The sequence below is a fragment of the Microbispora sp. GKU 823 genome (genome assembly GCF_002027145.1).
GTDB classification, from domain to species: domain Bacteria; phylum Actinomycetota; class Actinomycetes; order Streptosporangiales; family Streptosporangiaceae; genus Microbispora; species Microbispora siamensis.
Map to the genome: position 1 here is coordinate 24,828 of NZ_MWJN01000032.1, position 14,740 is coordinate 39,567.

At 71.7% G+C, this 14,740-nt stretch carries 11 protein-coding genes and 1 pseudogene; 6 read left to right on the forward strand and 6 right to left on the reverse strand.

The genetic code is table 11. The features are described 5' to 3' along the window. Positions 1-58 precede the first annotated feature (58 nt). A complete protein-coding gene (locus B1L11_RS18635; protein ID WP_079315670.1) occupies positions 59-1,078 on the reverse strand; it encodes a helix-turn-helix domain-containing protein in 1,020 nt (339 codons plus the stop codon). A 103-nt stretch (positions 1,079-1,181) separates the two neighbouring features. Here B1L11_RS18635 and B1L11_RS51170 point away from each other — a divergent pair, with 103 nt between their 5' ends. From B1L11_RS51170 to B1L11_RS18645, 3 genes and pseudogenes are all read left to right on the forward strand, one after another. After that, positions 1,182-1,442 (forward strand): NAD(P)H-binding protein, encoded by a 261-nt coding sequence (locus B1L11_RS51170; RefSeq protein ID WP_256862674.1) that lies wholly within the window; start codon positions 1,182-1,184, stop codon positions 1,440-1,442. After that, positions 1,439-2,209: a saccharopine dehydrogenase gene (locus tag B1L11_RS18640; RefSeq protein WP_256862675.1), complete on the forward strand. Its 771-nt coding sequence runs from the start codon at positions 1,439-1,441 to the stop codon at positions 2,207-2,209. Before B1L11_RS51170 ends, B1L11_RS18640 begins: the two co-directional genes overlap by 4 nt. Before the next feature lie 126 nt (positions 2,210-2,335). Beyond that, a pseudogene (locus tag B1L11_RS18645) lies at positions 2,336-4,332 on the forward strand (thioredoxin domain-containing protein). Here B1L11_RS18645 and B1L11_RS18650 read toward each other — a convergent pair. Beyond that, positions 4,257-7,037, reverse strand: a complete 2,781-nt coding sequence (locus tag B1L11_RS18650) for a transglycosylase domain-containing protein (protein ID WP_256862676.1) — start codon at positions 7,035-7,037, stop codon at positions 4,257-4,259. The pseudogene B1L11_RS18645 and the gene B1L11_RS18650 sit on opposite strands and share 76 nt — an antisense overlap. A gap of 161 nt (positions 7,038-7,198) precedes the next feature. Next, positions 7,199-7,666, reverse strand: a complete 468-nt coding sequence (locus B1L11_RS18655; protein WP_079315671.1) for an Lrp/AsnC family transcriptional regulator — start codon at positions 7,664-7,666, stop codon at positions 7,199-7,201. Between the two features lie 96 nt (positions 7,667-7,762). Here B1L11_RS18655 and hppD point away from each other — a divergent pair, with 96 nt between their 5' ends. From hppD to B1L11_RS18670, 3 genes are all read left to right on the forward strand, one after another. Beyond that, positions 7,763-8,866: a 4-hydroxyphenylpyruvate dioxygenase gene (gene hppD / locus B1L11_RS18660; RefSeq protein WP_079315672.1), complete on the forward strand. Its 1,104-nt coding sequence runs from the start codon at positions 7,763-7,765 to the stop codon at positions 8,864-8,866. A 57-nt stretch (positions 8,867-8,923) separates the two neighbouring features. Further along, the gene (locus tag B1L11_RS18665) at positions 8,924-9,430 is read left to right on the forward strand and encodes an RDD family protein (protein ID WP_079315673.1); all 507 of its coding nucleotides are present in this window, start codon (positions 8,924-8,926) and stop codon (positions 9,428-9,430) included. Positions 9,431-9,592: 162 nt separating this feature from the next. After that, positions 9,593-11,065, forward strand: coding sequence for a M1 family metallopeptidase (locus tag B1L11_RS18670; protein WP_256862677.1), 1,473 nt, complete (start codon positions 9,593-9,595; stop codon positions 11,063-11,065). A 48-nt stretch (positions 11,066-11,113) separates the two neighbouring features. Here B1L11_RS18670 and ilvA read toward each other — a convergent pair whose 3' ends face one another. The 3 genes from ilvA to B1L11_RS18685 are packed head-to-tail and all read right to left on the reverse strand — an operon-like array spanning position 11,114 to position 14,605. Beyond that, positions 11,114-12,328, reverse strand: a complete 1,215-nt coding sequence (gene ilvA / locus B1L11_RS18675; RefSeq protein ID WP_143737364.1) for a threonine ammonia-lyase — start codon at positions 12,326-12,328, stop codon at positions 11,114-11,116. Positions 12,329-12,365: 37 nt separating this feature from the next. Continuing rightward, positions 12,366-13,382 (reverse strand): ROK family protein, encoded by a 1,017-nt coding sequence (locus tag B1L11_RS18680; RefSeq protein ID WP_079315676.1) that lies wholly within the window; start codon positions 13,380-13,382, stop codon positions 12,366-12,368. Next, positions 13,379-14,605 (reverse strand): FIST N-terminal domain-containing protein, encoded by a 1,227-nt coding sequence (locus B1L11_RS18685; RefSeq protein ID WP_079315677.1) that lies wholly within the window; start codon positions 14,603-14,605, stop codon positions 13,379-13,381. The genes B1L11_RS18680 and B1L11_RS18685 overlap by 4 nt, the downstream gene beginning before the upstream one ends. Positions 14,606-14,740 lie beyond the last annotated feature (135 nt).

Below are 14,740 nucleotides of genomic sequence, written 5' to 3' on the forward strand. Positions count from 1 at the left end.
GCCGGGCGTCCCGAATGCCTGATAGCGAAGTCCAGATCCAAGCCCACGTCCTGTGAGCCTACGCCGGGACGGGCCGGAAAACATCCCCACGGTCCCCCATGCGTTCCTCCGGACGTGACAGCCCGTCCTGGCCGGGGCGGGTCCGGGAGCGGAAGGTGCGGCGGTAGGTGTCCGGTGGCACACCGACCGTGCGGTTGAAGTGCCGCCGCAGCGTCGTGGCGGTGCCCATGCCGGTGGCCGCCGCTATGGCGTCGATGCTGTCGTCGGTGGTCTCCAGCAACTCCTGGGCGTGGCGGATCCGCTGCGTCAGCAGCCACTGCAGCGGGGTCGTGCCGGTCACCGACCTGAAGTGGCGGCCCAGATTGCGCGAGCTCATCCGCGCCTGGCGGGCCAGGTCCTCCACGGTCAGCGGATGGTCAAGCCGTTCCATCACCCAGGGGAACAGTTCGGCGAGCGGGTGGTTGTCCGGGGCGGGCACCGGTGTGGTGACGAACTGGGCCTGGCCGCCGTCCCGGTGCGGCGGCACGACCAGGCGGCGGGCGACCGTGTTGGCCATCGAGGAGCCGTGGTCGAGGCGGACGAGGTGCAGGCACAGGTCCATGGCCGCGGCCTTGCCCGCGGAGGTGAGCACGCTGCCGTTGTCCACGTACAGGACGTCCGGGTCGACTTCCACCTGGGGGAAGCGGGTGGCCAGGTCCCGGGTGTGCGCCCAGTGCGTGGTCGCGCGCTTCCCGTCCAGCAGGCCGGCGGCGGCCAGCACGAAGGCGCCCGTGCAGAGGGAGGCCACGCGTGCGCCTGCCTCGTGGGCCGCGCGCACCGCGTCGACCAGGTCGGCGGGTGGATCGACATCGACGTCGGCCCAGCCCGGGACGATCACCGTGTCGGCGCGCCGGAGCCGGTCGAGGCCGTGGTCGGGCTCCAGCAGGAACCGGCCGGCCCGCACCGCGCCGGGCCCGCAGACGACGAAGCTGTACCAGGGATCGGCCGCGCCGGTCGGGTGGGTCCCGAAGACCTCGTACGCCAGCGACAGCTCGAAGTGCAGCATTCCGTCGGTGACGGCCAGCGCCACAGTGCTCATGTCCGGAATTGTACGGGTAATGGCGTTCCGGACACTCGTGCCGTACACCCTCTCCTCGTCAGGATGTCCACGACAGCAAGACGTTCGAGGAGAAGGAGAACCGATGGGATCGGGCCTCACGGTGGCGGTGTTCGGCGCGTACGGGCACACCGGGCGCTTTGTGGTGGCACAGCTGCGGGATCGCGGGTTCGTTCCGGTTCTGTCCGGGCGCGACGCCGACAGGCTGAAGACGCTGGCGTACGAGTCCGGGCTGGAGGCCCGCCCGGCGTCGGTCGACGACCCGGCCTCGCTCGACCGCGCGCTGGCCGGCGCGGCGGCCGTGGTCAACTGTGCCGGGCCCTTCGCCGCGACGCCGCCCCCGTGATCGAGGCGGCGCTGCGCACCGGGATCCCGTACGTGGACGTGGCGGCCGAGATCGAGGCCAACGTGGACACGTTCGCGCACTTCGCGGACCGCGCCCGGGCAGCGGGAGCGGTGATCGTCCCTGCGATGGCCTTCTACGGCGGTTTCGGCGACCTGCTGGCCACCGCCGCGATGGGCGACTGGACGGCGGCCGACGAGGCGCACGTCGCGTACGGGCTGAGCGGTTGGCACCCGACCGCCGGGACACGTGCCTCCGGCGTGGTCTCCGGGCAGCGGCGGGGTGGCCGGCGCGTCCGTTACGCGAACGGCCGGCTGGAGTACCGCGATGACAAGGCGCCGACCCTGGAGTGGCCGTTCCCCGAGCCGATGGGGCCGCGGGCCGTCATCGGGGAGTTCACGATGGCTGACGTCGTCACCATTCCCAGCCACCTGTCCATCCCCGACGTGCGCACCTACATGACGGTCGAGGCGGCAAGGGACCTGTCGGACCCGGACACGCCGACGCCGGCCCCGGTGGACGAGCGTGGGCGGTCCGCGCAGACCTTCCTCGTCGACGTCGTCGTGCGCTCCGGCGGCGACGAGAGGCGCGCCGTGGCGAGCGGCCAGGACATCTACGCCATCACCGCGCCGCTCGCGGTGGAGGCGGTCGACCGCATACTCACCGGGCGGACCAGGACCACCGGCGTCGCCTCCGCCGGTGAGATCTTCGACGCTCTCGACTTCCTCCGCGCGCTGTCCCCCCACATCTCCCTGGAACTGCGTCCATAGCGGCCGGTCCGCGTCGATCACCCGCCGATCATCAGTGGTCGGCTCATCGCGCTCGGCTCGAATCATGTGATCATCACGGTGTTCGGGCCCCGTCCGGGAGAACAGACGGTGTGAGAGGCTGGGCTTATGAATCGGCTGGGTGGCGAGACCTCTCCCTACCTCCTGCAACATGCGGACAACCCGGTGGACTGGTTCCCCTGGGGCGAGGAGGCGTTCGCGGAGGCGCGCGGGCGTGACGTCCCCCTGCTGATCAGCGTGGGCTATTCGGCGTGTCACTGGTGTCATGTGATGGCACACGAGTCGTTCGAGGACGAGGCCACCGCGCGGCTGATGAACGAGTTGTTCGTCAACGTCAAGGTGGACCGCGAGGAGCGGCCCGACGTGGACGCCGTCTACATGGGCGCGGTCCAGGCGATGACCGGGCAGGGCGGCTGGCCGATGACGGTCTTCGCCACCCCCGACGGACACCCGTTCTACGCCGGCACCTACTTCCCCCGGTCGCACTTCCAGCGGCTGCTGCACGCCGTCTCGCAGGCCTGGCGGCAGGACCGGGAGGGCGTCCTGGCCCAGGGAGAGAAGGTGGTGGAGGCGCTCACCGAGCGCACAGGGCGCCCTCGGGCCCGCTGCCCACCGCCGAGACCCTCGATCTCGCCGTACGGAACCTCGCGGAGATCTTCGACGAGCGGCGGGGCGGGTTCGGCGGGGCGCCGAAGTTCCCGCCGTCCATGGTCCTGGAGTTCCTGCTGCGGCACGGCACTCGGGATGCCGTGGCCATGGCGGAGACGACCATGGAGGCGATGGCCAGGGGCGGCATGTACGACCAGCTCGGCGGGGGCTTCGCCCGCTACTCGGTGGACGCGGACTGGGTCGTGCCGCACTTCGAGAAGATGCTCTACGACAACGCGCTGCTGCTGCGGGTCTACGCCCACTGGTGGCGCTCGACCGGCTCGGTCCTGGCCAGGCGGGTGGTCCTGGAGACCGCCGAATGGCTGCTGCGGGAGATGCGCACCCCCGAGGGCGCGTTCGCCTCGGCCCTCGACGCCGACAGCGAGGGACCGGACGGCACCCACGGCGAGGGGTTGTTCTACGTCTGGACCCCCGAACAGCTCCGCGAGGTCCTCGGGGAGGACGACGGAGCCTGGGCGGCCTCGGTGTTCGAGGTGACCGGCACGTTCGAGCACGGCACGTCGGTGCTCCAGCTTCTCGCCGACCCCGACGACCCGGCCCGGTTCGACCGGGTGCGTACGGCCCTGCGCGCCGCACGGGAGCGACGGCCACGACCCGGCCGGGACGACAAGATCGTGGCCTCCTGGAACGGGCTCGCGATCGCCGCCCTGGCCGAGGCGGGCGCGCTCTTCGACCGTCCGGACCTGATCGAGGCCGCACGCGAGGCGGCCGTGCTGCTCGACGAACTGCACACGGTGAGCCGCGACCCGGCCCGGCTGCTGCGGACCTCCCGTGACGGCCGGGCGGGGGCCAACGCCGGCATGCTGGAGGACTACGCCGGCACGGCCGAGGGCTTCCTCGCCCTCTACGGCGTCACCGGCGAGAGCCGGTGGTTCCAGCGGGCCGGAGACCTGCTGGAGACCGTGCTGACGAGGTTCCCCGACGGGTCGGGGGGGTTCTACGACGCCCCCGACGACGGCGAGCGGCTGTTCCAGCGGCCCCAGGACCCGACCGACAACGCGACGCCCTCGGGCCAGTTCGCGGCGGCGGGGGCGCTGCTGTCGTACGCCGCGCTCACCGGTTCGGCCCGGCACCGGGAGGCGGCCGAGGCGGCGCTGGGCACGGTCTCCGCGCTGGCGGAGCGGTACGCCCGGTTCGCCGGATGGGGTCTCGCGGTTGCGGAGGCGGCGCTGCACGGCCCCGCCGAGGTGGCGATCGTCGGCCCGGCCGACGACGCCCGCACCCGCGCGCTGCACAGGGCGGCCCTCATGTCCGGCACGCCGGGACTGGTCGTCGCGCTGGGCACGGGACAACTCGGCGCCGCGCCGGTGGACGTGCCGCTACTCGAAGGGCGAGGCATGGTCGACGGGTCGCCTGCGGCTTATGTGTGCCGGCGGTTCACCTGCCGGGCGCCGGTCACCACCCCCGCGGAGCTGCGCGCCGAACTCGCCCAATAGAACGCACCCAAGAGAAGCGGCAGATCAGGCGTGGCGGCCGACCAGATCGACGGCCGCCCGGACGAAGGCGCGGACGGGGCAAGCCCTTCACCTTCCTCAACCCCCGGGAGAGCGTGTCCGGCGCCCTCACTCCGGCCGTGCCGGACCGCCTTTGTGACGTCAAGCGCCGCCACGACCCCCACAGCGTCTTCGCGCGTCAGTCGCCCGCCGCTGGGATGCCGGGCCGGACCGTCAGCGGGCGGGAACCTGGGCGACCGGGAGCTGCGGCCCGGGGATCTGCGTGACCGGGCCGGCCTCACCGTTCTGACCAGTCTGGCCGGCCTGCCCGTTCTGAGCAGCCTGACCGGTCTGGCCCGTCTGGCCGGTTCGCCGCGTGCCCGGGTCGGTCTGGCCGGACCGTCTGGTGCCCGCGTCGGATCTGGTGGTTCCCGTCCCGGTGGCGGCGCGGGTGGCGGGGTCCGCGGCACCCGTGTCGCGGGCACGCCCCGTGCCGGTCGGGCCGGTCGGGCCGGTCGTGTCGCCGATGCCGTTCGCGCCGCCTCTCGGGCCGGCCTCGCCGTCCTGGCCGCTCGCGCCCTGCTGCTCCTCGTCCGCACCTGCGGGCCCGCCGGGCACGCCGGGCATGTCGGGGCCGGGCACGGTCGTCCCGTCACCCGGCCCGTACGCATGGGCGACCCGGCCGGTCCCGACGGATAGGCCGTGGGGGCCCCGCTCTGCTGAGGCATCGCCATGCCGTAGGTGTCCCAGTAGTAGGGGTTCCACGTGACCGGGTCGGGGAACTCCCGGACCGGCTTGCCCTCCATGGCGGTGCTCATGAAGGTCTTCCAGATCTCGGCGGGCAGCGTGCCCCCGTACAACTCTCCGTAGCCGGGGACGGTCACCGGCTTGTTGTCATCGCGGAACATGTCGACCGCGACGGCCAGCTGGGGGACGTAGCCGGAGAACCAGACGGCCGCCGACTCGTCGGTGGTGCCGGTCTTGCCCGCCACCGGGCGGTCCCACAGCCGCGCGGCGGTGCCGGTGCCGCTGCGCACCACCTGCTCCAGCGCGTACGTCGTGTCGGCGGCGGTGTTCTCGCTGAAGGCCCGGGTGCCGGCCGGGGCGAACTTCCGGGTGAGTCCGGTGCTGTCGGTGACCGCCCGGATCACGTGCGGCTCATGGTGGATGCCTCCCGCGGCGAAGGTGGCGAACCCGGAGGCCTGCTGCACGGCGCTCACCGAGGCCACGCCGAGAGGCAACGTGGCGGCGCTCTGGTGTGGGGTGAGTTGCGCCGCGGGGATCCCGGCGGCCCGCGCCGCCGCGACGACCTTGTCGAGGCCGATCCGCTGCCCGAGGTCCACGAAGGCGGTGTTGACCGAGAACTGCGTCGCCTGGAGCAGGGTGATCGCCTGCCCGTACGACTTGCCGCCCGAGTTGGGGATGTCGGCGGAGCCGATACGGATGGGGGAGTTGCCGTAGACCAGCGTGTCGAGCCCGTATCCGGCTTCGAGCGCGGCGGCCAGCGTGTAGGGCTTGAAGGTCGAGCCGGCCTGGACCTTGGCGGAGAAGGCGTTGTCGTACTGGTTGGTCTCGTAACGGCCGCCGTAGAAGGCGACGACCTCGCCGGTCTCGGGATCGACGGCCGCCAGGCCGGTGCGGACCTTCTTGGGGGTGTCGTCCGGCAGGACCGACTTGACCGCCTGCTGGGCCTGCGCCATCAGCTTCTTGTCGAACGTCGTGGTGACCTTCAGGCCGCCGTGGTTGATGTCCTCGTCGGTGTAGCCGAGCCGGTTCAGCTCGGCGCGCACCTGCGCCAGCATGTAGCCGTTCTGACCGCCGAGGGACAGCGGCGCCCGCTGCTTGGCCAGTGTGGGGAACACCTGGGCGTCGGCCTCTTCACGGCTGATCGCGCCGGTCTCGCGCATGCCCCGGATCACCGACAACCATCTGGCCCTCACCGCGTCGAGCGCGTCCCCGGTCGGGTTGGCGAACCGGGTGGGCTGCTGGATCACGGCGGCGAGGTAGGCGCCCTCGGCCGCCGTCAGGTTCTGCACGTCCTTGTCGAAGTAGGCCCGCGCGGCGGCCTGGATGCCGTACGCCCCGCGGCCGAAGTAGATGGTGTTCAGGTAGCGCTCCAGCACCCAGTCTTTCGGCTTGGAACGATCCACCTTCAGCGCGATCATGATCTCCTTGAGCTTGCGCCCGATGGAGCGTTCCTGACCGAGGCCGCTGTAGTAGTTGCGGACCATCTGCTGGGTGATCGTCGAGCCGCCCTGGAGCTGGCGCCCGGTGACCGTCGACCACACGGCGCGGGCCGTACCGGACAGGGAGACGCCCTGGTCCTGGTAGAACGTCCGGTTCTCCGCCGCGATGACCGCGCTTCTGACGACCTGGGGGACCTGTGTGAGCGGCACGTTCTTGCGGTTGACGCCCTCGGTGGCGAGGACCGTCCTGCCGTCCCGGTAGTAGATCACCGAGCCCTGGGCCGTCGCCAGTTCCTGGGTGCTGTCCGGGATGGGGGTCAGCGCCCACACCACGGCGAGGAACACGACGAGCCCGACGATTCCGGCGCCCAGGCTCGCGAGGAGGACACGCGGCAGCCGTCTTCGCCGGCGAGGCTTCGGCGCGCCGCCGTCCCCGCCGCCTCCTCCCCCGTTCGGGCCGCCGAGTGGCGCCCGCGGATCCGCGGCGCCCTCCCCGAGCGGGCCCTCTTCGGCGCTGTCCACGCTGTGACCCCCGATAAGTCCGATACCCCCGCTACGCCCATTTGTGCCCTCTGAGCTGGGCGGATGGAACCACGGTAAACGATGGCCATCGATGGTCCGGCACTTCCCGCGACGTCTGTGGAAAAGCCTGTCCCTCGCAAGGGCACTGTGGAAAACCGGTGTCAGCCCCCGGCGGCACGGACGAGCGGGAGGGTCCGGTACGGCACCGGCGTGTCGAGCGCGATCACCGATTCGGTCCGTACGACGCCCTGCACGTCCACGATCAGGTCGATGACGCGCTGGAGGTCGGCGTTGCTGCGGGCGACCACGCGGCAGAGCATGTCTCCCCCGCCGGTGATCGTGTGGACCTCCAGGACCTCGGGGATGAGCGCGAGTTGGTCGGCCACCGGCACGTGCCCCGCGACCTGCCTGATGTGCAACGTCACGAACGCCGTCACGTCGAAGCCGAGCGCGGCCGGATCGATGTCCGGGCCGTAGCCGGTGATGACCCCCTTCGCGGCCATGCGATCGAGCCGGGCCTGCACCGTTCCCCGGGCGACGTTCAGCCTTCGGGAGCACTCGAGCACGCCGATCCTGGGCTCGGCGGCCAGCAGGGCGACGAGCCGGGCGTCGAGGTGGTCAATCGTCATAACGGTTTCCCCTTGTACGAGGCGAAGATTGAGCACATTGTCCACCGAATCAACTCACTGTTGCGCAAATTGGCCACGCCAATCGACAGTTGAGGCATGAACGATGTCTTTCCGGTTCACGGCATGGACGCGGTGGTCTTCGCGGTCGGCAACGCGAAGCAGGCCGCCCACTACTACTCGACCGCCTTCGGGATGCGCCTGGTGGCCTACCGGGGGCCGGAGACGGGCAGCCGCGAGGAGGTCGCGTACGTCCTCGTGTCGGGCTCGGCCCGGTTCGAGCTGCGCGGAGCCGTACGCGCGGGCACGCCGCTCGCGCGTCACGTGGCCGAGCACGGCGACGGCGTCATCGACCTCGCGCTGGACGTGCCGGATGTGGAAGCGGCCTACCGTCACGCGCTGGCGCAGGGGGCCCGGGGGCTGGAGGAGCCCCACGTGGTCGAGGACGACCACGGCAAGGTCGTGGTCGCGGCCATCGCGACCTACGGCGAGACCCGGCACACGCTGGTCGACAGGTCCAACTACACCGGCCCCTACCTGCCGGGATACGTCGCGGCCGAGCCCGTCGTCGCGCCGCCCGCGGTGAAGAACGGCCGGCTCTTCCAGGCGATCGACCACTGCGTCGGCAACGTCGAGCGCATGGAGGAGTGGGTGGAGTTCTATGAGAAGGTCATGGGCTTCACCAAGATGGCGGAGTTCATCGGCGACGACATCGCCACCGAATACTCGGCGCTCATGTCCAAGGTCGTCGCGGACGGCACCCGCAAGGTCAAGTTCCCGCTGAACGAGCCCGCGGAGGGCAAGAAGAAGTCCCAGATCGAGGAGTTCCTGGAGTTCTACGGCGGCCCCGGCGTGCAGCACATCGCGCTGGCCACCAACGACATCGTCACGACGGTCGACGCCATGCGCGCGGCGGGGATCGAGTTCCTCGACACGCCCGACTCCTACTACGACGACCCGGAGCTGCGCTCCCGCATCGGCGAGGTCCGCGTGCCGGTCGAGGAGCTGAAGAAGCGCCGCATCCTCGTGGACCGCGACGAGGACGGCTATCTTCTGCAGATCTTCACCAAGCCGGTGGTGGACCGCCCGACCGTCTTCTTCGAGCTCATCGAGCGTCACGGGTCCCTCGGCTTCGGCAAGGGCAACTTCAAGGCGCTCTTCGAGGCCATCGAGCGCGAGCAGGAGCGCCGCGGCACCCTCTGACCCACCCTTTGCGCGTGCCCGGCTTTGACCGAAGGGCGGCGGGGTGACCATTCAGCCATGGGAACACCGCCGCCTCCGGGAAACCCGTACGAGGAACCGAGGATTCCCTGGACGCCCCCGCCCTTCGGGCAGACGGCGCCGCGGCTCGCCGGCCGCTGGCGCCGCCTGTTCGCCGGGATCGCGGACGCCGCGCTCGTCGGACTCGTCACCTCACCGCTCACCTGGGACAACTGGAGGGTCGTGTACGACAGCACGGCGGGGGCGGTGGCGCGGGTCCCGGTCGGCAACGGACTTCTCATGGGAGTGATCGGGTTCCTCTACTACTGGCTGCTCCAGTCGTTCTGGAACGGCCAGACCGTGGGCAAGAGGCTGTTCGGCATGCGCGTCGTGCGGGAGACCGGGGAGCCGGCCGGCCCCGGGCCGATCGCGGTGCGGCAGGCGGTGGAGATCGTGCTGGGCTGGCTGTGCTGCCTCGGGCTGGTGAACCTCGCGTGGATCCTGTTCGACCGCAGGAAGCAGGCCCTGCACGACAAGGCGGCCCGTACGCTCGTCGTGGACGCCTGACCCGCGCGCCCGGCGGGCGACGGACACCTGGCCCGCACGGCCCGCGGACCCGCGGCGACCCCCGCGAGCAGGGAAAACGTCCGGAGTCACTACCCGGACCACGCCACGGCCTCGCGTAGAGTTGCCAGACATATGTCCACGCACCGTCTTCCTCCGTTCTCAGTGACGACCACGACGCCGACCGGCGTGCGGGCCGTCAGGTCGGTCTCCGCCCTGATCTGCGCCGTGGCCATGGGGGCCGCCACCGCCTGCGCGCCGTCCGAGGGCGCGGTCGTGCCGTCCCACGTGGCGGCCGCTCCGGCATCGCCGGGTGCGGGCGCGTCGAGGGGCACCACCGGCGCCCCGGGGATCGGCGACCCCGACTTCCCCAGTGACGGCAACGGCGGCTACGACGTCCAGCACTACGACCTGCGCCTGTCGTACGACCCGTCGTCCAGGAAGCTCGCGGGCAGCGCCACGATCGAGGCGAAGGCCGCACAGGACCTGACGTCGTTCGACCTGGACCTGCACGGGCTCACGGTGAGCCGGGTGACGGTGGACGGCGGAGCGGCCTCGTTCAGCCGCAGCCAGGACGAGCTCGTGATCCAGCCGGGCCGGCGGATCTCGAACGGCGACCGGTTCGCGGTGACGGTCGACTACTCGGGCGTGCCCGAACCGATGCGCGACTCCGCCAACCTCGGCGAGTACGGCTTCATCTCCACGGCGGACGGGGCGTTCGTCACGTGTGAGCCGAACGGCGCGAAGACCTGGTTCCCGTCGAACGACCACCCGTCGGACAAGGCGACCTACGACTTCCAGATCTCCGTCCCCGAGGGGCTGACCGCGATCGCCAACGGCGAGATGGCGGGGACGCCGCAGACCAAGGGGGGCAAGACGACCTTCGTCTGGCGGGAGAAGCACCCGATGGCGAGCTACCTCGCCACGATGACGACCGGGAAGTTCCAGGTCCGCACCGGCACGAGCGACAAGGGACTGCCGATCTACGTCGCCGTCGCCGACTCCTTCCGCGGCTCGCTCGACCAGCTCCTCACGCAGACGGGGAAGATCACCGACTACTGGTCGACCGTCTTCGGGCCGTACCCCTTCTCCTCGACCGGCGGCGTGATCGACGACTACGCGGCCGGGTACGCGCTGGAGAACCAGACCAAGCCCATCTACGGCGGCTTCTCCCCCGAGCCCACGATCATCGCGCACGAGCTCGCGCACCAGTGGTTCGGCGACAGCCTGAGCATCGGGCGCTGGCGGGACCTGTGGCTGAACGAGGGCTTCGCGACGTACGCCGAATGGCTGTGGGCGGAGCACACCGGCCAGTACACGGCCGATTCGGCTTTCAAGCGCTACTACGCGAACGCGGGGGATGCGATGTGGGCCTACCCTCCGGGCGCGGCCCGCGCCGACGACCTGTTCAGCTCCGCCGTCTACACCCGCGGCGCGATGACGCTGCACGCCCTGCGCCGGGAGATCGGCGACGACAAGTTCTTCCCGCTGATCAGGGCGTGGACCGACGCCCACAGGTACGGCAACGTCACGACGCAGGAGTTCATCGCGCTGGCCGAGCGCGTGTCGGGCAAGAACCTCACGGGGCTGTTCGACGACTGGCTGTTCCAGCCGAAGCGTCCCGCCCCGATCACCTGACCGTCCACACCGGGGGACCCCACAAGGCCCGGTCAGCCCAGGAGAGGCTCAGGAGAACAGCAGCTTGTAGCCATCCCGCCGCAGCGCGCTCAGCACCTCGTCGCAGTGCGCGGGGCCGCGGGTCTCCAGTTGCAGCAGGACCTCGGCCTCCTCCAGGTGCAGCCGGGAGCCGAACCGCTCGTGCACCACGTCGAGCACGTTGGCCCCGAGGTCCGCCAGCCGGGCCAGCAGCGCGGCCAGCGCCCCGGGACGGTCGGTCAGCCGGATGCGGAAGGCGAGGTAGCGGCCCGCCGCCGCCAGGCCGTGCCGCAGCACCCTGGCCAGCAGCAGCGGGTCGATGTTGCCGCCGGACAGCACGACGACCACCGGCGGCTCGAACGCGTGCGGCTGGTCGAGCAGCGCGGCGACCCCCGCCACTCCGGCCGGCTCCACCAGCAGCTTCGAGCGTTCGAGGCACAGCAGCAGGGCCCGCGACAGCGACTCCTCCGAGACCGTCACGACGCTGTCCACCAGGTAGTGGATCAGCTCGAACGGCAGCTCGCCCGGCCGCCCGACCGCGATGCCGTCCGCCATCGTGGACGTGGGCTCGACCATGACCGGGCGGCCCGCGGCCAGCGAGTCGGGGTAGGCCGCGGCGCGCTCGGCCTGCACCCCCACCACCTTGATCCCCGGGCGCTGGGACTTCACGGCGAGCGCGACCCCCGCCGCGAGACCGCCGCCGCCGATGGGCAGCACGATCGTGGCCGTGCCGGGAAGCTGCTCCAGGATCTCCAGGCCGACCGTGCCCTGCCCCGCGACCACGTCGGGGTGGTCGAACGGGTGGATGAACACCGCGCCGGTCCGGTCCGCGTGCTCCCTGGCCGCCAGCAGGGCCTCGTCGACGGTGTGCCCCGCGAAGACCACGTCCGCGCCGTACGCCCGGGTGGCCTCCACCTTCGGCAGCGGCGCGCCCTCGGGCATGTAGACGGTCGACTTGGCCCCGACCAACGACGAGCCCAGCGCCACGCCCTGCGCGTGGTTGCCCGCGCTGGCCGCCACCACGCCCCTGGCCCGCTCCTCCTCGCTCAGGCGCGCGATCCGCACGTACGCCCCGCGGACCTTGAACGACCCGGCCCGCTGGAGGTTCTCGCATTTGAGGTGCACCGAGCCGCCGACGATCTCGGAAAGCACCCGTGAGTGCAGGACGGGCGTCAGCGCCGCCACTTCCGACAGCAACTCGCGCGCGGCGACGACGTCGTCGTACGTCACCTGTGGGACAGCCATGTGCCAATCATCACAGGTTCCGGGGAGCGACACGCCCTCAGAGGCCGGGCGACCAGTAATCGCCTCCGGCGATCACGAGGGCGGCGGCGCCGACGAGACCGGCGTCCTGGCCGAGCGCGGCGGGCACGACCCGCACCCGCCCGGCGAACCCCATCCGGGTGTGCTCGCGCAAGGCCTCCTCCAGGGGGCGGAACAGCAGGTCGCCCGCCTGGCTGAGCCCGCCGCCCACGGTCACGAGGTCGAGGTCGCACAGGTTGACGGCCGAGGCGATCGCGATGCCCAGGGCGCGCCCGGCCCGCGCCATCGCGGCCAGCGCGATCGGGTCGCCCGCGGCGGCGTCCGCGGCCAGCCTGCGCGCGGTGGCCGTCCCCTCCTCCCGGTAGAGCTCCCCGGGAGCATCCCGGTGGGGGTCCCCGGGAGCGTCCCGGTAGAGGTCACCTTCGGTGACGGCATCGCCCGGAGACCAGCCCTGCGCGAGCGCCCAGGCCGCGAGGCCGGGGCCGCGGGCGATCGCCTCCAGGCAGCCGTTGCCGCCGCACCCGCACGGCGGGCCCTCGGGGTCGACCACCACGTGGCCGATGTGACCCGCGTTGCCCGTCCCGCCGTCGATGAGCCTGCCGCCGAGGATCAGCCCGCCGCCGACCCCGGTCGACACGACCATCCCCAGCATGGCCGCGCTCCCCCGCCCGGCGCCGCGCCAGTGCTCGGCGACGGCCAGGCAGATCGCGTCGTTGTGGATGCGGACCGGGACGCCGGGAAAGCGCGCGGCCAGCCTCGCGCGCAGGGGAAAGCCGCGCCAGCCGCCCATGTTGAGCGGCGACACCTCCCCCTCCGGCCAGGTCATCGGGCCGCCGCAGCCGATACCCACCCCGGCGAGGGCGGCGGGCACGTCCAGCCGGTCGAGCAGGGCGGTCAGCGTCCCCCAGAGCGTCTCGGCGTCGGCGCCCTGCGGGGTGGCGACCCGTTCTGCGGCCACCACCTGCCCGTCCGGCTCCACCAGGCCCGCCGCGAACTTCGTGCCGCCGATGTCGACGGCCAACGTGAGATCGCTCACGCGCCCGCTCCGGTGCCGGTGGACAGGCCCGTGCCACTGGAGAATCCCGTGCCGCTGGAGAAGACGAGCAGCGACGCGGTGAAGCCGTGGACGTGGTTGTGCCCGCCGACCGGCCCGACCTCGCCCGCGGCGAAGAACCCCGCCACCCCGATGGGCCCCAGCGTCTCGCGTACGGCGAGCGCGTCGTGGTCGGCCGAGCCGAACATGCCCGAGCCCCGGCCGTTGCAGGAGAACAGCAGGGCCCCCTCGACCCGGCCGGAGTGCTGGTGCAGGTGGGCGTCGAGCAGTTCGTAGAGGTCCTCGTCGGCGGCGTCGGCATCCCTGACCTGGAACCGCACCGTCCTGCCGATCTCGATCACGTCGCCGACGGCCACCGCCTCGCGTTCGGGATCGATGCCGATGACCCCCCGGATCAGGAAGTCGCCGCGCTCGTGGCGCTCGGCGTACTCGTCCATCGCGATGCCGATCTGTAAGCCGGCGGCCACCAGGTCGCGGTCCTCCTCGTCGAGGGCGCTGACGATGTCCTCCAGGCGGGCAAGAGCAGGCTGGCCCGCGAGTTCCAGCAGCACGTTGTCCTCGGCCCGCGTGACGACCATGGACGGCCCGATCGGCCGGCAGCCCTGGCTGACGACCGTGCCGATGTTCACCGCACCACCGATGATCACTCCGATCGCGCCGGAGTCGTGGACCTCTCCGTTGGCGAACAGCCGTACGGAGCCACGGCCCTGGAGCCCGTTGGCCAGGCCGCCGACGATCGGCAGGCTGCCCAGCACCTCGTGCGAGTGCTCGATGAACGCGTCGGTGGGGAAGCTGTAGGGGTCGGCGAGCAGGATCGCCGCCCGGTCGTCGGGGACGCGCTCGGGCAGCCCCACGACCACGAACCTGTCCTCCGTGCGGAGCGTCTCCAGGGCGAAGGTGTCGATCCTGGCGCCGCCGAGGGAGGCCGCCCACGCGCTCACGGCCGGGGTCAGCTCCACACCCTGGCCGTGCCCGATGACGCCGGTCGCGCTGCAGCCGATCACGTCGGCTCCGGACGCGACGGACATCGCCCGCCGGCCCGCACTGGCCACGTCGTCGGGATCGTCCCCACAGATGAAGAAGCACACCAGGTCTGGCGGACCCGACAGGCCGGCCAACGCCTGGCGTACGGCCGTCTCGGCCGCTTCCACCAGGTTCGCGCCCACGGCGAGACCGTCGGCGAAGCGGCTCGTCAATACCGCCATGTCTCGCCCTCTCTTCCTCCGCGACTGTGTCCTTGGGCCGATTCTCCCCACTGAACGGAGGTCAACGCACGGGCCGCCCGGCCAATTGGGCCGGGCGCCCGGCAACCGTGTCTCCCAAACCGGGCTGCAGGATCG

Coding starts and splice junctions, on each gene's coding strand:
- hppD (WP_079315672.1), top strand. CDS start 7,763: ATGAACGATGTCTTTCCGGTTCACGGCATGGACGCGGTGGTCTTCGCG.
- B1L11_RS18635 (WP_079315670.1), bottom strand. CDS start 1,078: ATGAGCACTGTGGCGCTGGCCGTCACCGACGGAATGCTGCACTTCGAG.
- B1L11_RS18685 (WP_079315677.1), bottom strand. CDS start 14,605: ATGGCGGTATTGACGAGCCGCTTCGCCGACGGTCTCGCCGTGGGCGCG.
- ilvA (WP_143737364.1), bottom strand. CDS start 12,328: ATGGCTGTCCCACAGGTGACGTACGACGACGTCGTCGCCGCGCGCGAG.
- B1L11_RS51170 (WP_256862674.1), top strand. CDS start 1,182: ATGGGATCGGGCCTCACGGTGGCGGTGTTCGGCGCGTACGGGCACACC.
- B1L11_RS18655 (WP_079315671.1), bottom strand. CDS start 7,666: ATGACGATTGACCACCTCGACGCCCGGCTCGTCGCCCTGCTGGCCGCC.
- B1L11_RS18665 (WP_079315673.1), top strand. CDS start 8,924: ATGGGAACACCGCCGCCTCCGGGAAACCCGTACGAGGAACCGAGGATT.